General features: G+C 63.2%; 20 protein-coding genes. 9 read left to right on the forward strand and 11 right to left on the reverse strand.

The genetic code is table 11. The annotated features are described in order from the left end of the window. Positions 1-99: 99 nt before the first annotated feature. A complete protein-coding gene (locus LPW29_RS12315; RefSeq protein ID WP_238628262.1) occupies positions 100-1263 on the reverse strand; it encodes a GNAT family N-acetyltransferase in 1164 nt (387 codons plus the stop codon). Positions 1264-1462: 199 nt separating this feature from the next. Further along, positions 1463-2413 carry a thioredoxin-disulfide reductase gene (gene trxB / locus LPW29_RS12320; protein ID WP_238628263.1) on the reverse strand — a complete coding sequence of 317 codons (951 nt, stop codon included), beginning with the start codon at positions 2411-2413 and terminating at the stop codon, positions 1463-1465. A 146-nt stretch (positions 2414-2559) separates the two neighbouring features. Here trxB and LPW29_RS12325 point away from each other — a divergent pair, with 146 nt between their 5' ends. The 3 genes from LPW29_RS12325 (at position 2560) to LPW29_RS12335 (ending at position 7174) form a co-directional block, all read left to right on the forward strand. Next, positions 2560-4995 (forward strand): DNA translocase FtsK, encoded by a 2436-nt coding sequence (locus LPW29_RS12325; RefSeq protein WP_370642839.1) that lies wholly within the window; start codon positions 2560-2562, stop codon positions 4993-4995. Between the two features lie 6 nt (positions 4996-5001). Then, positions 5002-5619, forward strand: a complete 618-nt coding sequence (lolA, locus tag LPW29_RS12330; RefSeq protein ID WP_238628264.1) for an outer membrane lipoprotein chaperone LolA — start codon at positions 5002-5004, stop codon at positions 5617-5619. Between the two features lie 232 nt (positions 5620-5851). After that, positions 5852-7174, forward strand: a complete 1323-nt coding sequence (locus tag LPW29_RS12335) for a replication-associated recombination protein A (RefSeq protein ID WP_238628265.1) — start codon at positions 5852-5854, stop codon at positions 7172-7174. A 16-nt stretch (positions 7175-7190) separates the two neighbouring features. Here LPW29_RS12335 and LPW29_RS12340 read toward each other — a convergent pair whose 3' ends face one another. From LPW29_RS12340 to LPW29_RS12365, 6 genes are all read right to left on the reverse strand, one after another. Continuing rightward, positions 7191-9509, reverse strand: coding sequence for a nitric oxide reductase activation protein NorD (locus tag LPW29_RS12340; RefSeq protein WP_238628266.1), 2319 nt, complete (start codon positions 9507-9509; stop codon positions 7191-7193). Positions 9510-9696: 187 nt separating this feature from the next. Continuing rightward, on the reverse strand, positions 9697-10500 hold the full coding sequence (locus LPW29_RS12345; RefSeq protein WP_238628267.1) for a CbbQ/NirQ/NorQ/GpvN family protein: 804 nt from the start codon (positions 10498-10500) through the stop codon (positions 9697-9699). Positions 10501-10706: 206 nt separating this feature from the next. Then, entirely contained in the window at positions 10707-11036 is a 330-nt protein-coding gene (locus tag LPW29_RS12350; RefSeq protein ID WP_090253553.1) for a ribulose bisphosphate carboxylase small subunit, read from the reverse strand. A 73-nt stretch (positions 11037-11109) separates the two neighbouring features. Then, positions 11110-12531, reverse strand: coding sequence for a form I ribulose bisphosphate carboxylase large subunit (locus LPW29_RS12355; protein WP_238628268.1), 1422 nt, complete (start codon positions 12529-12531; stop codon positions 11110-11112). A 243-nt stretch (positions 12532-12774) separates the two neighbouring features. Beyond that, the gene (locus LPW29_RS12360) at positions 12775-13131 is read right to left on the reverse strand and encodes a 2Fe-2S iron-sulfur cluster-binding protein (protein WP_090253549.1); all 357 of its coding nucleotides are present in this window, start codon (positions 13129-13131) and stop codon (positions 12775-12777) included. Between the two features lie 27 nt (positions 13132-13158). Next, positions 13159-13443 (reverse strand): 2Fe-2S iron-sulfur cluster-binding protein, encoded by a 285-nt coding sequence (locus LPW29_RS12365; protein ID WP_090253547.1) that lies wholly within the window; start codon positions 13441-13443, stop codon positions 13159-13161. A 179-nt stretch (positions 13444-13622) separates the two neighbouring features. Here LPW29_RS12365 and LPW29_RS12370 point away from each other — a divergent pair, with 179 nt between their 5' ends. The 3 genes from LPW29_RS12370 to ahpF all read left to right on the forward strand — a co-directional run bounded on the left by LPW29_RS12370 (position 13623) and on the right by ahpF (position 17543). Further along, complete coding sequence (locus tag LPW29_RS12370; RefSeq protein ID WP_238628269.1) at positions 13623-15137, forward strand: nuclease-related domain-containing protein; 1515 nt, start codon at positions 13623-13625, stop codon at positions 15135-15137. Between the two features lie 191 nt (positions 15138-15328). Then, the gene (gene ahpC, locus LPW29_RS12375; protein ID WP_238628270.1) at positions 15329-15892 is read left to right on the forward strand and encodes an alkyl hydroperoxide reductase subunit C; all 564 of its coding nucleotides are present in this window, start codon (positions 15329-15331) and stop codon (positions 15890-15892) included. Positions 15893-15986: 94 nt separating this feature from the next. After that, on the forward strand, positions 15987-17543 hold the full coding sequence (gene ahpF, locus LPW29_RS12380; protein WP_238628271.1) for an alkyl hydroperoxide reductase subunit F: 1557 nt from the start codon (positions 15987-15989) through the stop codon (positions 17541-17543). A 65-nt stretch (positions 17544-17608) separates the two neighbouring features. On the opposite strand, the gene LPW29_RS12385 is transcribed toward ahpF, so the two are convergent. The 3 genes from LPW29_RS12385 to LPW29_RS12395 form a co-directional block, all read right to left on the reverse strand. Then, positions 17609-18598 (reverse strand): SLAC1 anion channel family protein, encoded by a 990-nt coding sequence (locus LPW29_RS12385; RefSeq protein WP_238628272.1) that lies wholly within the window; start codon positions 18596-18598, stop codon positions 17609-17611. A 128-nt stretch (positions 18599-18726) separates the two neighbouring features. Continuing rightward, positions 18727-19311, reverse strand: coding sequence for a methyltransferase domain-containing protein (locus LPW29_RS12390; RefSeq protein WP_238628273.1), 585 nt, complete (start codon positions 19309-19311; stop codon positions 18727-18729). A gap of 67 nt (positions 19312-19378) precedes the next feature. After that, entirely contained in the window at positions 19379-19741 is a 363-nt protein-coding gene (locus LPW29_RS12395; RefSeq protein WP_238628274.1) for a hypothetical protein, read from the reverse strand. A 162-nt stretch (positions 19742-19903) separates the two neighbouring features. Between LPW29_RS12395 and LPW29_RS12400 the strand changes: the two genes are divergently transcribed. Genes LPW29_RS12400 through LPW29_RS12410 form a run of 3 tightly spaced genes read left to right on the forward strand, consistent with a single transcriptional unit; the run spans position 19904 to position 22396 of the window. After that, positions 19904-20860 carry a hypothetical protein gene (locus LPW29_RS12400; RefSeq protein WP_238628275.1) on the forward strand — a complete coding sequence of 319 codons (957 nt, stop codon included), beginning with the start codon at positions 19904-19906 and terminating at the stop codon, positions 20858-20860. Beyond that, positions 20857-21621 carry an ABC transporter permease gene (locus LPW29_RS12405; RefSeq protein WP_238628276.1) on the forward strand — a complete coding sequence of 255 codons (765 nt, stop codon included), beginning with the start codon at positions 20857-20859 and terminating at the stop codon, positions 21619-21621. The genes LPW29_RS12400 and LPW29_RS12405 overlap by 4 nt, the downstream gene beginning before the upstream one ends. Beyond that, a complete protein-coding gene (locus tag LPW29_RS12410) occupies positions 21614-22396 on the forward strand; it encodes an ABC transporter ATP-binding protein (RefSeq protein ID WP_090253529.1) in 783 nt (260 codons plus the stop codon). The genes LPW29_RS12405 and LPW29_RS12410 overlap by 8 nt, the downstream gene beginning before the upstream one ends. The last annotated feature ends 160 nt before the right edge of the window (positions 22397-22556 follow it).

Genomic DNA, 22556 nt, shown 5'->3' on the forward strand with positions numbered 1-22556 from the left:
GGGGCGGGGGGGGGGGGGGCGCCCCGCGCCCCGGGAGGCGGGCACTATGCCGGTCCTAGCCCCTCACCCCAACCCCTCTCCCCGCAGGGGAGAGGGGCATCAGATCTGCCGGAACGGCGACAGACTCATCAGCTTCTCGCACTGCTCCCGCATCGCCGCCTCCTCGCGACGACAGAACTCCATCACCGGGCCGCGCAGGCCGGCGTTGTCCACCCAGTGGGCAGACCAGGTACGGGTGGGGAGAAACCCCCGGCTGATCTTGTGCTCCCCCTGGGCGCCGGGCTCGAAACGATCCAGGCCGTGACGGATGCAGTAATCGATGCCCTGGTAATAGCAGGCCTCGAAATGCAGGCCATCATGATCCTGCTCGCACCCCCAGTAACGGCCGTAGAGGGTGTCCTTGCCCCGATAGCACAGGGCCGCTGCCACCGGCTGCCCGTCTTCCTCCGCCAGCACCATGATCACCTGGCGACCCAGCGTCCGGGCAGTCTCCCGAAAGAAGTCCAGGGTGAGGGTGGGGATGCCGAACTTGCGCTCGAAGGTGGCCAGGTAGAAACGGTGGAACACCGCCCACAAATCATCCTCCACCTCATGGCCATGCAGGATGCGCACATCCAGCCCCTGCTCCTGTACGCGGCGGCGTTCACGTTTCACGTTCTTGCGCTTCTTGGAGCTGAAACCGTCGATGAAATCATCGAAATCCCGGTAACCATCGTTGCGCCAGTGATACTGGCAGCCCATGCGCAGGCATAGGCCCATCTCCTTGAAGGCCCGGGTGTCCTCGCTGTCGGTGAACAGGAAATGGGTTGTGGAGAGTCCCTGGCGGCCGGTGAATTCGATGGCCTGCTGAATCAGGGTCTCGCGCAGCGGCCCGGCATCGCGATCCGGGTGGACCAGCAGGCGCGGGCCGGTGGCCGGGGTATAGGGGATGGCCGAAACCAGCTTGGGGTAATAATCCAGCCCCGAGCGCTGCCAGGCCTGCTCCCAGGCCCAGTCAAAGACGAACTCGCCGTAGTTGTTGGTCTTGGCATAAAGGGGCAGGGCGGCCACCAGGGTGCCATCCGGCTCCCGCAGGATCATGTGGCGGGGATACCAGCCGAACTTCGAGCCCAGACAGTCGTGCCGCTCCAGGGCAGACAGAAAGGCATGGCTGAGGAAGGGGTGGTCATGGCCGCCCAGATGATCCCATTCCTCCGGCTGGATAGTAGGGTCAAGGGCATCGATGATGCGAAGTTCCAGCGCAGCGTGGGGGGCATCAGCCATGGCGGAGCCTTGATGTGGGCACCCTGATTAGGACCGGGCGGGGCGGCCGGTGTTCCTGGGTGCAACCTAGCATGGGCGCCCTCATCCCCAACCCTTCTCCCCGCCGGGGAGAAGGGAGAAAAACCCCGCCCTTCCGGCGGATGCGGGACCACGAGCCCCTCTCCCGCTTGCGGGAGAGGGGTTGGGGTGAGGGCGTCTTTTAAACCTCGTCCAGAAACCGCTCCGCATCCAGCGCCGCCATGCAGCCGGACCCCGCCGAGGTGACCGCCTGCCGGTAGACGTGATCCATCACATCGCCTGCTGCAAACACCCCAGGGATGCTGGTGGCCGTGGCGTTGCCGTTCAGGCCGCTCTGCACGCGGATGTAGCCGTTTTTCATCTCCAGCTGGCCCTCGAACAGATCCGTATTGGGCTTGTGGCCGATGGCGATGAACACACCCTGCAGATCCACATCCTGCGTCTGCCCGGAATTCACGTGACGGATGCGCATCCCGGTGACGCCGGTCTGATCCCCCAGCACTTCGTCCAGCACATGGTCCCAGGCGATGGTGACCTTGCCCTCGCGTTCCTTCTCGAAGAGCTTGTCCTGCAGGATCTTCTCTGCTCGCAGCTTGTCGCGACGGTGCACCAGGGTGACATGGTCGGCGATGTTGGCCAGATACAGGGCCTCTTCCACGGCGGTATTGCCGCCACCGATCACCGAAACCCTCTGACCCCGGTAGAAAAACCCGTCACAGGTGGCGCAGGCGGATACCCCGCGGCCCTTGAAGACCTCCTCCGAGGGCAGGCCCAGGTACATGGCCGAGGCCCCGGTGGCGATGATCAGGGCATCGCAGGTGTAGCTGCCGGCATCGCCGGTGAGCCGGAAGGGCCGCTGACCCAGTTCTGCGGTATGAATATGATCGAAGAGCACCTCCGTCTCGAAGCGCTCCGCATGGCGCTTCATGCGAGCCATCAGCTCCGGTCCTTGCACCCCATCCGCCTCTCCAGGCCAGTTGTCCACATCGGTGGTGGTGGTCAGTTGGCCTCCCTGCTCCAGGCCGGTGACCAGCACCGGGTTCAGGTTGGCGCGGGCCGCGTAAACCGCGGCGGTGTAGCCGGCCGGGCCAGAGCCCAGGATCAGCAGGCGGCAGTGTTTAGTATCACTCATCGTTTCGTTGTTCTGTCTCTTTGATCATGCGGCCAATCTACTCAATGCATCGTCAAGCGTAAAGAAGTCCTGACGTGGTGACCGATGTGCGCCCGCCGGGGCTCCTACGGTACACTAGGCGGCTAGCCTTCAACCCAGACTCCAAATTGGCTCAGGCACGGCAAAAGAAAAAGGCGGACAAGACCGTAAGCGGCAAGCAGCCGGCGCCCCGACGCCCCATGAGCGCCCATGTGCGCCGGGGGCTGAGGGAGGGGGCGCTGCTGGTGCTCACCGCGGCGGCCGCGTACCTATTCATCGCCCTGGCGAGCTATCACCCCGCTGATCCCGGGTGGTCCCAGACCGGCACCGGCATGCAGGTGAGCAACCTGGGGGGGCGCGTGGGTGCCTGGTTCGCGGATGTTTTCTTCTATCTGTTTGGTTACCTGGCCTATCTGGCGCCGGTGATGGTGGGTTACAGCGGCTGGCTGGTGTTCCGGGGCCGCAAGGACACCGGCGAGCTGGACCTGCACACCCTGGGGGTGCGCTGGTTCGGGTTCGTGATCACCCTGGCCGCTGGCTGTGGTCTGGCCACCCTGCATTTTCTGCCTGGCACGCTGCCGCTCAATGCGGGCGGCATTTTGGGGGAGGTGATTGGCGAGGGCCTGGTGCCCATGCTGGATCTGGTGGGCGTGACCCTGTTCCTGCTAGCCCTGTTCCTCACCGGCGTGACCCTGTTCACGGGGTTGTCCTGGCTGTCACTGATGGACACCCTGGGCCACGGTACCCTGTGGCTACTGGCCCGCGCGCGGGAGAAATTCGCCGGTGCTCTGGAGCGCCGCGCCCTTCGGCGTGCCGAGAAGGCCCGCGAGGCCGAGGTGAAAAAGGAGGAAAAGCGCCAACAGGCCAAGGCACGCAAGGAGGAGAAGCAGCGCCAGCAGGCAGAGAAACAAACGGTCGAGAAGCCCTCCAGCAAGGTCCGCAAGAACGACAAGCCAAGGATCGAGCCGGTGCTGGAGCCCATGGTGCCGGAGCCCGAGCCTGCCGTTCCCAAGCCCAAAAAACCCAGGATGCAGTTGTCGCTGTTCGGTAACGACACCGTCGACCCCAATGCCGCGCCACCGCTGAAACTGCTGGATGAGCCCAAGGCCCAGGAGGGGGGCTTCAGCGAGGAATACCTGCAGACACTGTCCCGGCTGGTGGAGGAAAAACTCCAGGACTTTGGTGTGCAAGTGGAGGTTGTCGAGGTCCACCCCGGCCCGGTGATCACCCGCTTCGAGCTTCAACCCGCGGCCGGCGTCAAGGTGAGCCGCATCTCCGGCCTGTCCAAGGACCTGGCCCGGGCCCTGTCGGTGATCAGTGTGCGCATCGTCGAGGTGATCCCCGGCAAGTCCACCGTGGGCCTGGAGATCCCCAACCAGAAGCGGGAACTGGTCAGCCTCTCGGAGATCATCCGCGCGCCGGTCTTCGATGGCGCCGGATCGGCGCTCACCCTGGCCCTGGGCAAGGATATCGGCGGCTCCCCCGTGGTGGCCGACCTGGCCAAGATGCCGCACCTGCTGGTGGCGGGTACCACCGGTTCGGGCAAGTCCGTGGCCATCAACGCCATGCTGCTCTCCTTGCTGTTCAAGGCCCGCCCGGAGGAGGTGCGCCTGATCCTCATCGACCCGAAGATGCTGGAGCTGTCCATCTACGAGGGCATTCCGCATCTGCTGGCTCCCGTGGTCACCGATATGAAGGAGGCCTCCAATGCCCTGCGCTGGGGGGTGGCGGAGATGGAGCGCCGCTACAAGCTCATGTCTCACATGGGGGTGCGCAACATCGCCGGCTACAATCGCAAGCTCAAGGACGCCACGGCCAAAGGGGAACCGATCCGCGATCCCTTCTACAACCCCCAGGCGGCCCTGGACCCGGATGAGCCGGCCCCGGAACTGCAGCCGCTGCCCTTCATCGTGATCGTCGTGGACGAGTTTGCCGACATGATGATGGTGGTGGGCAAGAAGGTGGAGGAGTTGATCGCACGCCTGGCCCAGAAGGCCCGGGCCGCCGGCATTCACCTGATCCTGGCCACCCAGCGCCCCTCGGTGGATGTGATCACCGGCCTGATCAAGGCCAATATCCCCACGCGGGTGGCCTTCCAGGTCTCCTCTCGGGTGGATTCGCGGACCATCCTGGACCAGATGGGGGCGGAACAGCTCCTGGGGCACGGGGACATGCTCTACCTGCCGCCAGGCAGTGGCCATCCAGTGCGTCTGCATGGGGCCTTCGTGGCGGACCACGAGGTGCACGAGGTGGTCAACTTCCTCAAGGCCCAGGGTGAGCCGGAATACGTGGATGCGGTGTTGGAGGAACCCGAATCGGGATCGGCGGTCGTACCTGGATTGGAGCCGGTGGACAGTGGCGAGGAGTCCGACCCCTTGTACGATCAGGCCGTGGCCATCGTGCTGGAGTCGCGCAAGGCGTCCATCTCCTACGTGCAGCGGCGCCTGAAGATTGGCTACAACCGCGCCGCCCGCATGATCGAGGATATGGAAAACGCCGGCGTGGTCAGTCCCCTGCAGTCCAACGGTAATCGGGAAGTGCTGGCGCCCGCGCCACAGGAGTAGTGCAACATGCGCAGATTATGGATCCTCATGGCCCTGCTGGGGCTGGTGATCGCCCCCGTTCAGGCCGACACTGCCCGGGATCGGCTCGACCACTTCTTCCAGGAGATGGAGAGCTTCCAGGCCGATTTCGAGCAGGTGGTGCTCACCGAGCAGGACGAGGTCATGCAGGCCACCGAGGGGCGGGTGTATCTCAAGCGCCCCAATCAGTTCCGCTGGAACTACGAAAAGCCCTATACCCAGCAGATCATTGCCGATGGCCAGTTCCTCTGGACCTACGATGAAGACCTGGCCCAGGCCACGGTGCAGGAGATGGACGCCGTGCTGGGCCGTACTCCGGTGATGTTGCTCTCCCAGCCCCGTCCCCTGGAAGAGGATTTTCATGTGGAAGAGCAGGGCGAGATTGAGGGCATGAGCTGGCTGGCTTTGACCCCACGGGAAGCGGGTTCGGATTTCGAACGGTTGCTGATCGGCATGGACGAGGGGCAGGTGCGCATGATGGTGCTGTATGACCAGTTCGGCCAGCAGACCCGCATCCGCTTTGGCGACATGGACATCAACCCCGACATCCCCGCCTCCCGGTTTCGTTTCGAGCCCCCGCCGGGTGTGGACGTGATGCACAACTAACTCTCATGCATCAAGGCGGTGAGCCACCCCTGATGATGAAAGATACGATCCAAGCCCCTCTCCCCTGCGGGGAGAGGGGTTGGGGTGAGGGGCGAGAGTTGGCACGTTGCCTGCCGTACCCCCCTCATCCCCAGCCCTTCTCCCCCGAGGGGGAGAAGGGAGTATATGTCGCTGAACCTTGCTTGTTTCACGTTTAAAGGCGCCCAGGGCGCCTGACTCATCCTCTGACGCCATGGCCGTATCCGATTTCATCAACCCCGCCCGCCCGCTGGCTGACCGGATGAGGCCGACTCATCTGGATGAATATGCCGGCCAGCAGCACCTGCTTGCTCCCGGCAAGCCCCTGCGCCGCGCCATTGAAGAGGATCACCTGCACTCCATGGTCTTCTGGGGGCCCCCGGGCACCGGCAAGACCACCCTGGCCAGACTGATCGCCCACTACTGCGGGGCCCGCTTCATCACCCTGTCTGCCGTGCTTTGTGGCGTGAAGGACATCCGCGCCGCCGTGGAGCAGGCGCGGGAGACCCAGCAGCAGGAGCACCGGCCCACCCTGTTGTTTGTGGACGAGGTGCATCGCTTCAACAAGTCCCAGCAGGACGCCTTTTTGCCCCACGTGGAAGACGGCACCCTCGCCTTCATCGGGGCCACCACGGAAAATCCCTCCTTTGAGCTCAATAACGCACTGCTCTCCCGGGTGCGCACCTACGTGCTCAAGAACTTGGCGCCCATGGATCTTCGCGCGATCATCGACCGGGCCCTGGCGGATCCCCAGCGGGGTCTGGGAGAGCGTGGTCTGCAGATGGCGCCGGAGCTGCGGGACCTGCTGGCGCAGGTGGCCGATGGCGATGCCCGTCGTGCCCTGAATCTATTGGAGATCGCCGCCGACCTGGCCCGGGATGAGGGGCAGGGGGCCGTGATCGATCAGACCATCCTGGAGGAGGTCACCAGCCAGGGCCTGCGTCGTTTTGACAAGGGCGGTGAGCTGTTCTACGACCAGATCTCCGCCCTGCACAAATCCGTGCGCGGCAGCGATCCGGATGCGGCCCTGTACTGGTTCTGCCGCATGATCGACGGGGGCTGTGATCCCGGTTATCTGGCTCGGCGCATCGTGCGCATGGCCAGTGAGGATATCGGCAATGCCGATCCGCGGGCGCTCACCCTGGCCCTGCAGGCCTGGGACACCTTTGATCGTCTGGGCAGTCCGGAGGGGGAACTCACCCTGGCCCAGGCGGTGATCTATCTGGCCTGTGCGGCCAAGAGCAATGCGGTGTATGTGGCCTACAACACGGCCCTGGAGGATGCCCGCAAGCGCGGCACCCAGGAGGTCCCCCTGCACCTGCGCAATGCCCCCACGCGGCTGATGAAGCAGCTGGACTACGGCAAGGGGTATCGCTACGCCCACGATGAGGTGGATGGGTTCGCGGCGGGCGCCTGTTATTTTCCCGAGGGGATGGGGGAGCCGCGCTATTACGAGCCGGTGGAACGCGGCCTGGAGATCCGCATCCGGGAGAAGCTGCTGGATCTGCGGCGCAGGAATCGGGAGAGTCGGTCGTGAGGGGACAGCGCCCCCTCTAGCGCGTCAACCCCGCATACAAGGTCGGCAACGTCTCCGGCAGCCGCGCCACATGATCCACCACCATATACCGCTTGGCCCCGAATATCCGCTCCACATAATCATCCGCATGAGGGTCCAGGCTCATGCAGAAGGCATCCACGCCGTGCTTGGCCACCTCTTCCAACGCATGACGCGCATCCTGACGCAGGTACTGCGGGTCCCGCACATCCGTATCCGAAGGCTCCCCATCGGTGATGATCAGCATGAGCTTCTTGCGCGTGGGCTGACGCCGCAGCACCTCCCCCGCGTGGCGGATGGCCGTGCCCATGCGGGTGGATAACTGCCCCTTCATGCCCGCCAGGCGGCCCTTCACCCGGTCGTCGTAGGCATCCTCGAAGTCCTTGAAGCGGAAATACTCCACATCATGCCGGCCATCGGAATCAAAGCCGTGGATGGCGAAGGGATCACCGATGCGATCCATGGCACCGGCCAGCAGGGCGGTGGCCTCCCGGGCCAGCTCCAGGATGCTGCTGTCGGTGCCCCGCACCTGATCATTGGTGGACTCGGACAGGTCGATCAGCACCAGGACCGATAGATCCCGCACCTTGCGCTCGTGGCGGATATGCACCCGCGGGTCGGGCTGGCGCCCCATGCGCAGGTCCACCATGGACTCCACCAGGGCGTTGAGGTCCAGATCGTCCCCCTCGGGCTGGCGGCGGTGGCGCTGCATGCCCTGGGGCTGCAGGGCCTCGATGAGATATTTCAGGCGACTGATCAGCGGCTTGTGCTTGTCGGTCACCGCGTCGATCACTTGTGGATCCCCCATCACCGGGCGGCGTTCCAGCAGCGTGCACCAGTGGGGGCGCTCCAGCTGCATCTGGTAGTCCCATTCCTGGTAATGATAGGGGAGGGAGACGGGCGGCTTGCCCTCCTGTTCATTGAGACTCACATCCTCCGAGTCCCGGAAGAACTCGGTGTCCAGGATCATGATCTGCTGGGCATCGTCACCGGCGCCGGGGACATCCAGTTCGTTGATCATCTGCATCAGTGAGACATGGATGCGTTCCTGTCTGGGTTGATCCAGTCGGATGGTGTCGAAGTCCTCGTCGGAGCCCAGGTTCCAGATATAGCGGTTGTCATCCCGATAGAGAACGGGGATGTGGTCATGTACCGAGTGAAAGTCATCGGCATGGGGGAACTCAGGCGCCAGTTCGAAGGCCAGCTCCCAGGCCAGGCCATGGCGCTCCAGATCGTCACCCAGGGTAGCAAAGGCCTGGCGGGCATGGGCAATGAAGGGATGGTTGTCCTGGTAGTCCGGGTCCAGCAGGGCGCGGGCCGTGCGGCCCAGCATGGGGGTGACCGCATCGCCGTCCTCGGGGCGGCTCACATGCAGGGGGGCCCAGATCTGGCGCAGTCCCGGGAAGGCCTTCAGGGCCAGGGCCTCCACCCGGGCATCCTCGATCAGCCCCACCAGCATCCCTGCGATGCCGCCGGGATTGTCGGCGGGCATGCGGGCGCGGCTGTACACCACATGGGCGGCCGCATGGGCTGCCGTGGCACGGTAGATCTGCAGACCACTGAGGCCATGCTCATCATCATAGGCATCGGGGACGTGGACGGTATAGCCTTCGATATAGGGTCGTACCCCTTCCTTGGACTCGAAATCACCACTGGTGGGGCGCAGGAAGAAATCCCGGGCCCACAGGGCCCGCAGATACATGTTGATGCGCCGATGCACGTCCACGAACAGGGTGCCGCGACGCTCCTTTTGGAATACGGACTGGGATTCGGGGGTCTCCAGGGCGAAGTAGGCCACCTGGGCCTTGAAGTCGCGCCCATGGACCTTGGCACCCCACAGGGCCCAGCGGCGCAGTCCGCCCAGGGTGAGGTGGGTGAGGAGCACATCCAGGTGTTCAAGCATGGGGCGGATGCCCCGGGGGGCCTGGGCCACCAGGTTGTCCAGCAGGCCCAGATAGCGCAGGAACAGGTCGGGATCACCCAGACGCCGGGCGGCGATGGGGCTGGTGGAGATCACCAGGCTGACCACGGCGCCGCTGGTCTTGGAGGATAGCCGCGCGGCGGCTTCGAGCAGATAGCGTACGGCTTCCTCCCCCAGTTCCCGAGCGACACTGGGGGCCTCCTGGATGAAGTCGATCACCGGCTCGCTACCCCGACCCAGGTTCTTCAGGGCCACGGCCCCGTCCAGGTAGTAATTCTTCAGGCCCGCGGGGCTGAAGGTACGCACTGCGTCCTGCCAGGCCGCACCCATGACCTCTTCGGCATGACCTCCCAGGTCATCCAGCAGATCCCGATAATCTTCCAGATCGATGCTCATGGCAGTCCCCTCTGATGGACCTGATGATCATTCATTGTAGGAGCGGGCCTCGCCCGCGAAGGCGGCGGGCACCTACTCCAGGCGCTGCTGCCGCAGCGCATCGCTGGCAGGCCAGCTCCCACAGGGGATACCAGGCTCCACAGGGAAGCTGAGTTCTAAAGGGAGCTGATACTGCTTCCACGGACACTCAGAAAAATGTAGTCACCGCCGCATCCAGTGCATCGCGCATGTCCGGGTCGTCGGTGAGGGGACGCACCAGGGCCATGCGACAGGCGGCCAGGGGATCCACTTCCCGGGCGATCAGGGAGCCGGCGTGGACCAGCATGCGGGTGGAGATCCCTTCATCCAGACCGTGACCCTTCAGGTTGCGAGCCCGCTCGGCCACGCCCACCAGTTTGCCGGCCACGTCCTGGGAGACACCCGTCTCGTGAGAGACGATCTCCTTCTCTACATCGGCCTCCGGATAACCGAAATCCAGGGCGCCGAAACGTTGTTTGGTGGATTGCTTCAAATCCTTCATCAGACTCTGGTAACCCGGGTTGTACGAGATCACCAGCTGGAAATCCTCATGGGCCTCGACCAGTTCCCCCTTCTTCTCCAGGGGCAGGACGCGCCGGTTGTCGGTCAGGGGGTGGATGACCACCACGGTGTCCTGCCGGGCTTCCACGACTTCGTCCAGGTAGCAGATGGCGCCATGGCGCGCGGCCAGGGTGAGGGGGCCATCCTGCCAGCGGGTGCCATTGGCATCCAGCAGGTAGCGTCCCACCAGGTCCGAGGCGGTCATGTCCTCGTTACAGGCCACGGTGATCAGGGGCTTGCCCAGCTTCCAGGCCATGTACTCCACAAACCGGGTCTTGCCGCAGCCGGTGGGGCCCTTGAGCATCATCGGCATGCGCACGGCGTAGGCGGCCTCGTAGAGGTCCACTTCGTCACCCACGGCGCGGTAGTAGGGTTCTTGGGTGACCTTGTAATCGCGAACTTGTTCGTGCATGGGTGTCTCCTGGTAAGCCCCTCTCCCGCAAGCGAGACAGGGGCGGGGTGAGGACAGTCGATGGCCGCGGTACCCGCCGCTTCCCCTCATCCCCGGCCCTTCTCCCCGAGGGGGAGAAGGGAGTCCTGTGTCATGGGGCCTTACCGAGCCCCTCTCCCGCTGGCGGGAGAGGGGTTGGGGTGAGGGCAGGGTTGGGTGCCCGGGGCTCAGCCCTTGTGCACCAGCATGGAAGTCCCCTGGCACTGGGCGTAGTTGTCGTAGCCGATCAACCGTACCAGGTGACCCGGATTCTCCTGCTTGCAGGCCTCTACTTCCGCCAGGATGGTGTCCACCGACTGCTCACCGAACATGGGCAGCTTCCACATGTACCAGTAGGAACCGAAGGCATTCTCGGGCTCGCTGTGCTCAACGGCCGGGTTCCAGCCCTGGTCCACCAGATACTGGATCTGCTGGCGGATCTGCTCGTCGGTCATCTGCGGCAGGTAGGAGAAGGTCTCGTATTTCAGCGACTGCTTGAAGCTCTGGATATCAGACATGGTGTCATCCTCTTTCGATCAGGTGGCGGGGCGGCGCCTGGCCGCCCGCGCAAGGGTCAATGAACAGGTTCGATCAGCGGTGCTGTACGTCCAGCTTGTCCACCGTATCGAACTCGAACTTGATCTCCTTCCAGGTTTCCATGGCCACCTTGAGTTCGGGGCTGTGCTGGGCGGCGGCGGTGAGGATCTCCTTGCCTTCCTTCTCGATCTCGCGGCCTTCGTTGCGGGCCTGCACACAGGCCTCCAGAGCCACACGGTTGGCAGTGGCGCCAGCGGCATTGCCCCAGGGATGGCCCAGGGTGCCACCACCAAACTGCAGCACGGAGTCATCACCAAAGATGGAGACCAAAGCCGGCATGTGCCACACATGGATGCCGCCGGAGGCCACGGCGAAGACGCCGGGCATGGAGCCCCAGTCCTGATCGAAGAAGATGCCGCGGGAGCGGTCTTCCTTCACATAGCCGTCACGCAGCAGGTCGATCCAGCCCAGGGTAGCAGCCCGGTCACCTTCCAGCTTGCCCACCACGGTGCCGGTGTGCAGATGGTCACCACCGGACAGACGCAGGATCTTGGCCAGCACCCGGAAGTGGATGCCGTGGCGCGGGTGACGGTCCATGACCGCGTGCATGGCGCGGTGGATGTGCAGCAGCATGCCGTTCTCGCGGCACCAGTTGGCCAGCCCGGTGTTGGCGCAGAAGCCGCCGGTGATGTAGTCGTGCATGATGATGGGGGCGCCCAGTTCCTTGGCGTATTCGGCGCGCTTGTACATCTCTTCGGGTGTGGGGGCGGTCACGTTCAGATAGTGGCCCTTGCGCTCGCCGGTTTCCTGCTCCGCCTTGTCGATGGCTTCCATGACGAAGTCGAAACGCTGGCGCCAGCGCATGAACGGCTGGGAGTTCACGTTTTCATCATCCTTGGTGAAGTCCAGGCCGCCACGCAGGCACTCATACACGGCACGACCGTAGTTCTTGGCAGACAGGCCCAGCTTGGGCTTGATGGTGCAACCCAGCAGGGGGCGTCCGTACTTGTTCATGACATCGCGTTCCACCTGGATGCCGTGCGGAGGCCCCCCGCAGGTCTTCACGTAGGCGATGGGGAAGCGCACGTCTTCCAGACGCAAGGTACGCACGGCCTTGAAGCCGAACACGTTGCCCACCAGAGAGGTGAACACGTTGACCACCGAGCCTTCCTCAAACAGGTCGATGGGGTAGGCGATGAAGGCATAGAAGCACTCATCGTCACCGGGGACGTCCTCGATCTTGTAGGCGCGGCCCTTGTAGTAGTCCAGGTCGGTGAGCAGGTCGGTCCACACCGTGGTCCAGGTGCCGGTGGAGGACTCGGCGGCCACCGCGGCAGCGGCCTCTTCGCGGTCCACGCCCGGCTGCGGGGTGACCTTGAACACCGCCAGGATGTCGGTGTCGCGGGGGGTATACTCCGGGGTCCAGTACGTCTGGCGGTAGTCTTTTACACCAGCACTGTAGGTCTTTACGGCCATCGTCGACTCCTTTGGATTTTTAAGTTCTGTCGCCACCCGTGCCGGCGGCGCCGATGTGGGGTGTGAGACAAAGTCTGCTTCGACGTGAGAAAGACTACAATAAGTGCGGGTATAATTAATAATCAATTGTTGTGATTGTTTGGATAAGCGTTAGTTTATGTATTGGGAGCGCGAAGGGGCGAGCTCATGGCTCGCCCCTTCGCATGCACAGGCACTTCTGGCTTGAGTTGCCAGGCTTCGGGATTAATTCACTCCATACTCCACCAGCAGGTCCTCATCCCGCACGATCATCTGGCAGGCCAGGCGCCAGGCGGGGGGGAAATCATCCACCGACATCTGTTCGATCTCGTCGGCGGTGAGCTTGCCCAGTTCCTGAAGGACGGTTTGCTCCTTCACGGTGAGGGGGCCGCCCTTGGGCTTGGTCTTGCCCAGGTGGGTGACGCGCACCAGGCAGGTGCCGCATTCGCCGTCCTGGCAGTCGAACTGGATGGGCAGCCTGTTCTCGCGGGCGATCTTGAGAATGGTTTCAGTGTGGCTTCCGGCTACGGCGTAAACGGTCTTATCCTTGTAGTCAGGATGCGAAAAGGTGATGTTGGGCATGATGGGGCTCTCCGGAATAGGGCAGGATCAGGCGGGACGGACGGTGACGTCGCCGAGGATCTGGGCCTGGCAGGCCAGGCGCTGATGGCGGCCCGCGCTATTCTCCTTGAGGGCCTTATGCTCAACCACCGATGGCTCGGTCAGATTGTTCCAGCCTTCCTCCACCTGCATCATGCAGGTACCGCAGTCGCCCTCTCGGCAACCATAGATGATGCCCGTGCCCACCTTTTCGGAGATGTCGATCACGCGGGCGCCCACCGGGGCGTTCACGGTGAGATTGATGTCTTTGAAGGTCAGTTTGGCTCTTGCCACGGCTTGCTCTCCTCGAGTCTTGGTTGGTTTGTGTGTCGTGCGGGCCCTTGCTGCAAGAGGCGTGCCGAAAATGTTATGGATAAGTGATTGATTGGGTTTGGGAAATATTTTAATGTCCTGTGTTAAATCCGACCCTTTGTGGGGTTTCGGACACTGCGACGTGGGTTAAGGAGTCTTGCATGTTGATGAAGCAACCGGATGATCGATCCCCTCATCTGTTCGAACTGGAGCAGTTGAAGGAGGCCTACCCGGAACATGCGGGGGAGATCGACCCGCTGATCCTGCGACTCTGTCTGATGGACTCCCAGCGCATGTTTGCCGAAACGGTGAACCTGCACCTGGCGGAGCCCCTGGAGGATGTGGTGGTCCTGCACGACCTGCGTCTGCCGCTGGGGGACGAGGTCGTGGAGATCGATCATCTGCTCATCAACCGCAGCCTGCAGATCACCCTGGTGGACTCGGGATTCATGGGGGCCGAGTCGGTGCGGGTGAACCGACTGGGCGAGGTGTTCATCCGGTCCCCGGAAAGTCATGAGTGGGTGGGGGTGCGCGCCGCCTTTCAGGAGCTTTTCCACAAGGCCACCCAGTTGGAGCGGATCCTGGACCGTGAGCGTTGGCCCAAGCGCCTGGGCATGCGCCTGGCGCACCCGGTGGAGGTGTGCGTGGTGCTGGCCGACGAGGACGAGGTGATCATCGAGAACCCCACCCGCTGGGAAGACCGGGTGATGAAGATCACCGACTTCATCCGTCACTATGAGAAGACGAAGCTGAAGTTCACCCTGACGTATGGCCCTCTCAATGTGATCCAGACGGGGCTGAACCGGGTGAACAAGGCCACCATGGAAAAGGCGGCCAAACTGATTGCGGATCTGCATGAGTTCGAGCCAGCCAACTACTCCGAACGCCTGGGGCTGGAGCTGGACCTGTCGGAATCCGGGATGGAGCAAAGTCGCATCCTCAAGCGCCACGGCCTGCCCGATGCCCTGGATGAGTTCATGCCGCTGGATGATTTGCCGCGCAGCCTGGATGAGATGGCCGCGAGGGATGAGGAGCCCGGGGCTCCGGGCGTCGAGGCTGAGGGGGTCGCCGGGATCGAGCCGGAACCGGCCCGTCCTGCGGAGGATCCGCATCCTGAAGGTGGAGCCACCCAAGCGCCACCCGCCGAGGAGGCGCCGGCACCCGCCAGGAAGGGCAAGGGGCGCAGCAGCCGCTCCAAAACGGGCAAGGGCGCCGGGACAAAGGACGCCAAGACCGCCGAGGCCAAGGCCACGAAGGGCGCCAAGGCCGCCACGCCCAGAAAGAAGGCTGCCAAGGCAAAGGCCGCGAGCCCTGCGAAGGATGTGTCGCTTGATGAATCCTTGAAGGCTCAGGATGCCAAAACCACTGATCAGGGCATCAAGCCCGACGCCGGACCGGCAGATAAGGCCGATGAAGAAGCGCCTGTTACCAAGGCCCCTGTTGCCAAGGCCCCTGCTGCAGATGAGCATCTGCCATCCTCCCGGATTGCAGCCTCGCTGAAGATGAAGACACCGCAATTTCTGGAAATGATGGAGGGGCAGGGTTATCTGGCCCGGACTGCCGAGGGAGAACTGGAACTGACGGAGAAGGGTCGGTCGCTTGGGGGGCAGGCCAAGGGCAAGGGGGGGAATCGTTCATTCTCCTGGCCGAAAGGGATCAAAGACCAACTCAAGTGAGGATTGGGGCCTGCCCCCTTCTCCCCTTCGGGGAGAAGGACCGGGGATGAGGGGAGTGCATGCACGCCGTCGATAGCAAAAAACTATCAAGCAGATCAAGACATCCGATTGCACTTCGCTGCACTGCGATATTAGAATGCGTCTAAATCGAACTCACAGTGCAACCCCTACTCACCAAGGAGCGACAATCCATGTCCCTGATCAACACCGAAGTCAAGCCGTTCAACGCCACCGCCTACCACAATGGCGAGTTCGTTCAGGTGAACGAGGAAAGCCTTAAGGGTCAGTGGTCGGTCTTCTTCTTCTACCCCGCCGACTTCACCTTCGTGTGCCCCACCGAGCTGGGTGATCTGGCTGACAACTATGAAGAATTCAAGAAGCTGGGCGTCGAGATCTACGGTGTGTCCACCGACACACACTTCACCCACAAGGCCTGGCACGACAGCTCCGAGACCATCAACAAGCTGCAGTTCCCCATGCTGGCTGATCCCACCCTGGCGATCTCCCGCAACTTTGAGGTGCTGATCGAAGACGCCGGTCTGGCCGAACGTGGCACCTTCGTGATCGACCCCGAAGGTCGCATCCAGATCATGGAGATCAACGCCGGCAACATCGGCCGCAACGCCGAAGAACTGCTGCGCAAGATCAAGGCCGCCCAGTACGTGGCCGCGCACCCCAACGAAGTGTGCCCGGCCAAGTGGAAGGAAGGTGAGCAGACCCTGGCTCCGTCCCTGGATCTGGTGGGCAAGATCTAAATCACGCCCCCACTGCAGATTGCAGGATCCGGCGCCCGGGTGATCACTCGCCCGGGCGCTTTTGTTTGGACACCATCACTGAGGTATCACCGGCATGCTGGACGCGAATCTCAAGACACAACTGAAAACCTACCTGGAAAAGGTGAGCCAACCCCTGGAGATCGTTGCCACACTGAATGATGGCGACAAGTCATGGGAACTGAAGGGGTTGCTGGAGGACGTCACCAGTCTCACCGACAAGATCACCCTGCGCACTGATGGCCAGGACAGCCGCGCGCCCTCCTTTGCCATCAATCGACCGGGGGAAGATACCGGCATCGTCTTCGCCGGCATCCCCATGGGCCATGAGTTCACCTCCCTGGTGCTGGCCCTGTTGCAGGTTGGGGGGCATCCACCCAAGGCCAGCGAAGAGATGATGGAGCAGATCCGTGCCCTGGAAGGTGAGCTGCGCTTCGAGACCTACTACTCCCTGTCCTGCCAGAACTGCCCGGATGTGGTGCAGTCCCTGAACGTGATGGCCCTGCTCAATCCCAACATCCATCACGTGGCCATTGACGGCGCGCTGTTCCAGGGTGAGGTGGAAGCGCGCGAGATCATGTCCGTGCCCAGTGTCTACCTCAATGGCCAGCCCTTTGATCAGGGCCGCATGAGCCTGGAGCAGATCCTGGCCAAGGTGGACACCAACTCATCCGCCCGCGATGCGGAGAAGCTCAATGCCATGTCCGCCTTCGACGTGCTGGTGGTGGGCGGCGGGCCTGCTGGGGCTTCTTCAGCCATCTATGCGGCTCGCAAGGGCATCCGTACCGGTGTGGCGGCGGAGCGTTTCGGAGGACAGGTGCTGGATACCATGTCCATCGAGAATTTCATCTCCGTGCCGCACACCGAGGGCCCCAAGCTGGCTGCGGCCCTGGAAGAGCATGTGAAGGAATACGATGTGGACATCATGAACCTGCAGCGGGCCGTGAGGCTGGTGCCTGCCCAGGGCGAGAATGGCCTGCACGAGGTGGAGTTCGAGTCCGGTGCACGCCTGAAGAGCAAGACCGTGGTGCTGGCCACCGGTGCCCGCTGGCGGGAGATGAACGTGCCCGGCGAGCAGGAGTATCGTAACAAGGGTGTGGCCTATTGCCCCCACTGTGACGGGCCCCTGTACAAGGGCAAGCGCGTGGCCGTGATCGGCGGCGGCAACTCCGGTGTGGAGGCGGCCATCGATCTGGCCGGCGTGGTGTCCCATGTCACCCTGGTGGAGTTCATGACGGAACTGAGGGCCGATGCAGTGCTGCAGAAGAAGCTGCGCAGTCTGCCCAATGTGGACATCATCACCCATGCCCAGAGCACCGAGGTGAACGGGGATGGCAACAAGGTGAATGGCCTGACCTACAAGGATCGGGATACCGATGAGATCAAGCGTATTGATCTGGAAGGCATCTTCGTGCAGATCGGCCTGGTGCCGAACACCGAGTGGCTGCGTGAGTCCGGCCTGGAACTCAGCGGTCGCGGGGAGATCGTCACCGATGCCCACGGTATGACATCGATCCCCGGGGTGTTTGCGGCGGGTGACGTGACCACGGTGCCCTACAAGCAGATTGTGATCGCGGTGGGCGAGGGCGCCCGGGCGGCACTGGGAGCCTTCGACCATCTGATTCGGCACTGATCCCCTCACCCCAACCCCTCTCCCCAAGGGGGAGAGGGGCTATGTCTTTCAATACGACTCGGGGGTTAATCAGGCACAAAGAGTTTCCCGGTCAGCAGCGCCGCTGTGGTGCGTACCAGCACCGCCAGGATCACAAAGGTGGTGAGGGTGAGGACCGCCCCGGCGACCAGGGTGAGGCCAATGCCCTTCATCACATCCAGATATTCGAGGGTGGCAATGGACATGGCTGCCAGGGGGAAGGTATAGGCCCACCAGGAAACGAAGAAGGGCACTTTCAGGAACTGCGACGCCAGGCTGACGTTGAGCACTGTGATGAACAGCCCCACATAGACCAGCATTCTTGCCAGCATGTCCACCTCATGCCCCATCAGACCCATATAACCGATCATGCCCACAGCGGGTGGGGCGATGAGGATGAACAGGGTGGGCAGGAATTTCGCGGGCAGCGGATTGTGGAAGACGATGCGATAGAAAACGATCGTGAACATGATCACCCAAAAGATAATGCCGATGGAGAAGAAAAACCAGGAGGTCTCCACGAATCCCAGGGGTACGCCGCCCACCGGTACCAGCAGGTTGCCCACCACGGGGATGAACCAGGCCGGGTTGATCATGTTGATCTCATGGGAGTGCTGTATCCAGCGGCCCATGAGGTAGACCGTACCCATGAAATGCAGCGTGGTGCCTACCGCCCAGAGCACCAACGACAACTCCGGCCAGTGCTCCAGCGCCGCGATGCCCAGTAGCAGCAAAGAGATGCTGAAGGTGGGGAAGAAGTTCACGCGGATGGGATGCCTGAACTCCGCCTGTACTTCATCAAAGTGTCGCATGGCCTTGGTGAGGTAGAGCAGGGTGATCCCCACGAAGAGGGTTGCGCCGAGGATCAGCAGCGTCTCACCAATCACCGCCGGCAGACCGAGGACATGATGAGCCTTGCGCCAGGCCAGCCCCAGGCCCGTAATACCCATGACCATGGCGAACAGGGGGATGGGCACGTGCATCAGCCAGTGGCTGGGGCCGGGGGTTTTAGGGGTTTGGCTCGAACTGGATTCCATGGTGCGGGACTCCTATTGGGATGAGGGCCCTGTCGCAATGATCCCGGGCCCGGTTCTGGCCTAGCACTATAAATAAGAAAACGCTGATAGACAAATGATGCCCCGCAAAATGGTCAGTGAGGGTGGATTCAAATACGCCCCCCTTCCAGGGTGAACCGTGCCATCTGAGTGGATCCCCCATGGGCCGGATCCAGGGGCCCCAGATCCAGAAAACGCACTCGATACCCATGCCGGGAGGCCACGCCCCAGCCCCATTTGCGAAAGCGCGCCCGTGTCCATTCAAAAAAATGTCCAGGGTGACGCATCTCGCCGGGAGCGAGCCCGTAGAGCGCGTTGTACTCCTGATTGGGCGTGGTCACCAGCACCTTGCCGGGTCGCATGGACCGAAACACCGCGTCTTCCAGCCGGGACAAGTGGCGGGGGTCGATATGCTCGATGGTCTCAATGAGGGTGGCAATGTCAAAGCCCTGCAATGAGGTATCCGGTTCGGTAAAGGAGCCCTGACGCACCTCCACGTAAGGCCCGATCTGGGCGGTACGGCCCTCCAGGGCCTGGCGGGCCGTGTCCACGCATGCCGCATCGATGTCTAGGCCCATGAGCAGCTCAAGCGGCTCCTGTCCAGCCAGCCTCAGCAGCAGTTCGCCCTCACCACACCCCAGGTCCAGCACCCGACGGGCGCCACTGCTCAGGATGTGCCGGACAATGGTCTCCATGCGTTCATCCTGCATCAATCCGCTGGTGCAAGCCTCTTCGGGTTCACGATAGATGGGGCTGTCTCCTCTAGAGCTCTCCCTGACCTGAATGATGCAGGCCCAGCCAGTTGGCCAGTGTGGGTCGAACGATGATGACCATGAAGGTCACAACGAACGCGATAATGGGGCCAGAGGCGGCCCACCAGAGGATGAAGGTCAGCGCCAGCAGCGCCACCTCCACCTGTGGCATGCGGTGTACCAGGCGCTCCAGTCGGTCTTCGCGAAATCGCCGCAGGCTCCACAGGGGAGACTGGTGGCGTTCATCGTCGCTCAGGGGCGTGTCGCCGCGTGTGTGCTCTTCAAGGTCTGAGCGCAGCTTGGCACCGATCAGGCCGATCCCGATACAGAGAAGGCATGCAGCACCGGCGGTGAGGATCATCCAGGTGTTCAAGGGGGGATATGTCCTGCCATGGGAAAATGGCTGTCAGTCGCTACCATCCTAGCGCTTGCCAGCACGAGACAGAAGGGGAGCTTTTGCCGGTCACGGTTTGACGTCGCTTTGAAAAGCGTTATCATTCTCATCCGAATATAAGCAAATGATGGAGTGCTGATCATGCGTGCCCTACGATGGATGGGAATGGCACTATTGCTGTTGGTTGGAATCACGCCGGCCCTGGCGAAGGATCCCATCCGGTTGGCCATGCCGCCCGATCCCAACGCCTTGCCAGTCTTCGTCCTGGCCGAGTACAGGGAGCGCTTCCTGCCGGAGCACGCACTGGAACTGGTGGCCAACCCGGCGGGAGACCCTTCGGCCATGCGTGCCATGATGGTGGGGCGTCGCATGGATTTCGCCTTCTTCAATCTCGTGGGGGGCGTGCGCTTCCTGCAGGGCGGACTGCAGGATCTGCAACTGGTGGGTCCCTGGGTATGGCAGGGCATTTATCTGCTGGTGCCTGAGCAAACGGATGACCTGGCGGGGCTGGATGGGCAGCGTGTGCTGGTGGCCCCGGGGCTGTCCACACCACCGCATATCGTCACTGAACAGGCACTGGTGCGGCAGGGGGTCGAGGCCCGTTTCGGCAGCAGTGGCGGCGGCATGGCCCTGATGGCGCAGATGCGCACCCACGACCGAGCCCCGGCGGCGGTGGCCGCGCCGGAGCCGCTGGTAAGCCTGATGCTGCATCTGCAGGAGGAACAAGACTGGGAGCAGCGCTGGCGTGTGGGGCTGGACCCAGCCAAGGCCCTGGGAGGGGAGATCCCCCTGGGGGCCTTGTGGCAGGTCCATGACGATGTGCCCCCCGAGGATCGGCAGGCCCTGGTGCAAGCCCTGGAGCAGGTCACGCAGTGGCTGGAAGATCCGGCGCATCACGCCGAGGCGGCCCGCATTGCTGCCCGGGGGTTCAGGGAGTTTTTCAATATGCCCGTGGAAGCGGTGGCCCTGCAGGACATGCTGGCCGGGGAGCGAGTGCGGTGGGACCTCCGGTCTCCCCTTGAGCAACGCGAGTCCATGGAAGGCTATCTGGATTCAGTCTTCGGGATCCGGGCGCCAGAGGCATTGTTCAACCGATGAGCCTTTCTTTTTCCTGGAGGCGTCTGGCGCCTCCGGTAGCGGGACTGGCGGGGCTGCTGCTCCTCTGGAGCCTGGCTAGCCTGCAATTGCCCGCTGCCATCCTGCCCACTCCCTGGGCCGTGGCCGATCGCCTCGTTACCCTACTGGGTGACGGGGCGCTGTGGGTTGACAGTGCGGTCACTCTGCTCAATGTGCTGCTGGCCTTCTTCCTCTCCCTGCTGGGCGGGGTGTTGCTTGGGCTCGGTGTCGGGCGCTGGCCCGCCCTGGGGCGGGCCCTGCATCCGGTGGTGGTGGTGGTGGAGGCCGCGCCCCACATCGCCTGGCTGGTGCTGGCGGTGCTCTGGCTGGGGATCGGGTCTGGCCCCCCTGTGCTGGTGGGGGTGAGCATGGCCCTGCCGCTGGTCTACATGGCCACCGCTCATGGCATCTCCCAGGTGGACCAGGGGCTGCTGGACATGGCACATGTCTACCGTCTCTCCCGCTGGACGCGGGTGTGGTACATTTTTCTCCCCCACCTGGCCCTCACCCTCACAGGAGCCGCTTCCAGCGCTCTGTCGGTGGCCTGGCGCAGTGTCATCATGGCCGAGGCCTTTTCCAGCGATGCCGGCCTGGGGCAGTCCCTCTGGGGCGGCTATCTCTACGGAGCCATCGACGACGTCTACGCCACCATCCTCTGGATCGTGTTGCTGGGGCTGGCCCTGGAATACCTGCTCATCGACCCGGTGCGGCACCGCATCGAGAGGCGCTTACGTCATGAGTGACCTGCAGACCGAATTCCGCTGTTCCTGCGAGGACGGACCCTCCGACGCCCCGGTCCTGCTAACGCTGGAGGGGGTGACCCGGATCTTTCCCGGTGGTCAGGGGGTTCAGGGAGTGGATCTTGTGGTGCGTCGCGGCGAGGTGGTGGGGATCTGTGGTGCCAGCGGCTGCGGCAAGTCCACGCTGCTGCGTCTGGTGGCCGGGCGCGAACACCCGGATGAGGGGGTGATCCGGCGGGATGATCGCCGTCTGGGGATGGTATTTCAGGACCCGAACCTGCTGCCCTGGCTGACGGCGCGGCGTAACGTGGAACTGGTGCTGCGGCGTCGCGATAGGGTGCGGGCCCTGGAGGCACTTCATGCCGTGGGCCTGGAGGGAGCGGAGGAGCAGTATCCGGCCCGACTCTCCGGTGGGATGCGTCAGCGGGTGGGCATTGCCCGGGCCCTGGCCATGCAGCCGGACTTGCTGCTCATGGACGAACCCTTCTCCAGCCTGGATTATTTTACCCGTACCGATCTGCTGGAGCTGGTGCGTACCCGAGTGCGGGCCCTGGACTTGGGAGTGATCTTCGTCAGCCACGACGTGCGCGAGGTGGCCCATCTCTGTGACCGGGTGTTGGTGATGGGGCGAACCCCGGGCCGTCCTCTGGCGGAACTGCGCAATCCCGCCTCCGGTAAACAGGGACGGCGTCCACCGGGGCTGGTGGCCCGCTTCGAGGAGCGGGTGCTGGAGGCTATCCGCGGCGGGCATCCCTCGGCCCTCTGTTCCACTGTTTGATGGAGGTCAGGAATCGTCCAGATCCAGGGGTTTTGAATGCAACAACAATTTCTCCACCTCCTCGGTCGGCAACGGACGGCTGAAGAGATAGCCCTGTCCCTTCACGCAGCCATGATCCAGCAAGAAATCCCGCTGTACCGTGTTCCCGGCACTGATGGAG

The sequence above is a fragment of the Ectothiorhodospira sp. 9100 genome, assembly GCF_022227565.1.
Lineage (GTDB): Bacteria > Pseudomonadota > Gammaproteobacteria > Ectothiorhodospirales > Ectothiorhodospiraceae > Ectothiorhodospira > Ectothiorhodospira marina.

Coding starts and splice junctions, on each gene's coding strand:
- LPW29_RS12405 (WP_238628276.1), top strand. CDS start 20,857: ATGAGCCTTTCTTTTTCCTGGAGGCGTCTGGCGCCTCCGGTAGCGGGA.
- ahpC (WP_238628270.1), top strand. CDS start 15,329: ATGTCCCTGATCAACACCGAAGTCAAGCCGTTCAACGCCACCGCCTAC.
- LPW29_RS12360 (WP_090253549.1), bottom strand. CDS start 13,131: ATGCCCAACATCACCTTTTCGCATCCTGACTACAAGGATAAGACCGTT.
- LPW29_RS12315 (WP_238628262.1), bottom strand. CDS start 1,263: ATGGCTGATGCCCCCCACGCTGCGCTGGAACTTCGCATCATCGATGCC.
- LPW29_RS12370 (WP_238628269.1), top strand. CDS start 13,623: ATGTTGATGAAGCAACCGGATGATCGATCCCCTCATCTGTTCGAACTG.
- trxB (WP_238628263.1), bottom strand. CDS start 2,413: ATGAGTGATACTAAACACTGCCGCCTGCTGATCCTGGGCTCTGGCCCG.
- LPW29_RS12410 (WP_090253529.1), top strand. CDS start 21,614: ATGAGTGACCTGCAGACCGAATTCCGCTGTTCCTGCGAGGACGGACCC.
- LPW29_RS12355 (WP_238628268.1), bottom strand. CDS start 12,531: ATGGCCGTAAAGACCTACAGTGCTGGTGTAAAAGACTACCGCCAGACG.
- LPW29_RS12345 (WP_238628267.1), bottom strand. CDS start 10,500: ATGCACGAACAAGTTCGCGATTACAAGGTCACCCAAGAACCCTACTAC.
- lolA (WP_238628264.1), top strand. CDS start 5,002: ATGCGCAGATTATGGATCCTCATGGCCCTGCTGGGGCTGGTGATCGCC.
- LPW29_RS12390 (WP_238628273.1), bottom strand. CDS start 19,311: ATGGAGACCATTGTCCGGCACATCCTGAGCAGTGGCGCCCGTCGGGTG.
- LPW29_RS12400 (WP_238628275.1), top strand. CDS start 19,904: ATGCGTGCCCTACGATGGATGGGAATGGCACTATTGCTGTTGGTTGGA.
- ahpF (WP_238628271.1), top strand. CDS start 15,987: ATGCTGGACGCGAATCTCAAGACACAACTGAAAACCTACCTGGAAAAG.
- LPW29_RS12335 (WP_238628265.1), top strand. CDS start 5,852: ATGGCCGTATCCGATTTCATCAACCCCGCCCGCCCGCTGGCTGACCGG.
- LPW29_RS12385 (WP_238628272.1), bottom strand. CDS start 18,598: ATGGAATCCAGTTCGAGCCAAACCCCTAAAACCCCCGGCCCCAGCCAC.
- LPW29_RS12340 (WP_238628266.1), bottom strand. CDS start 9,509: ATGAGCATCGATCTGGAAGATTATCGGGATCTGCTGGATGACCTGGGA.
- LPW29_RS12350 (WP_090253553.1), bottom strand. CDS start 11,036: ATGTCTGATATCCAGAGCTTCAAGCAGTCGCTGAAATACGAGACCTTC.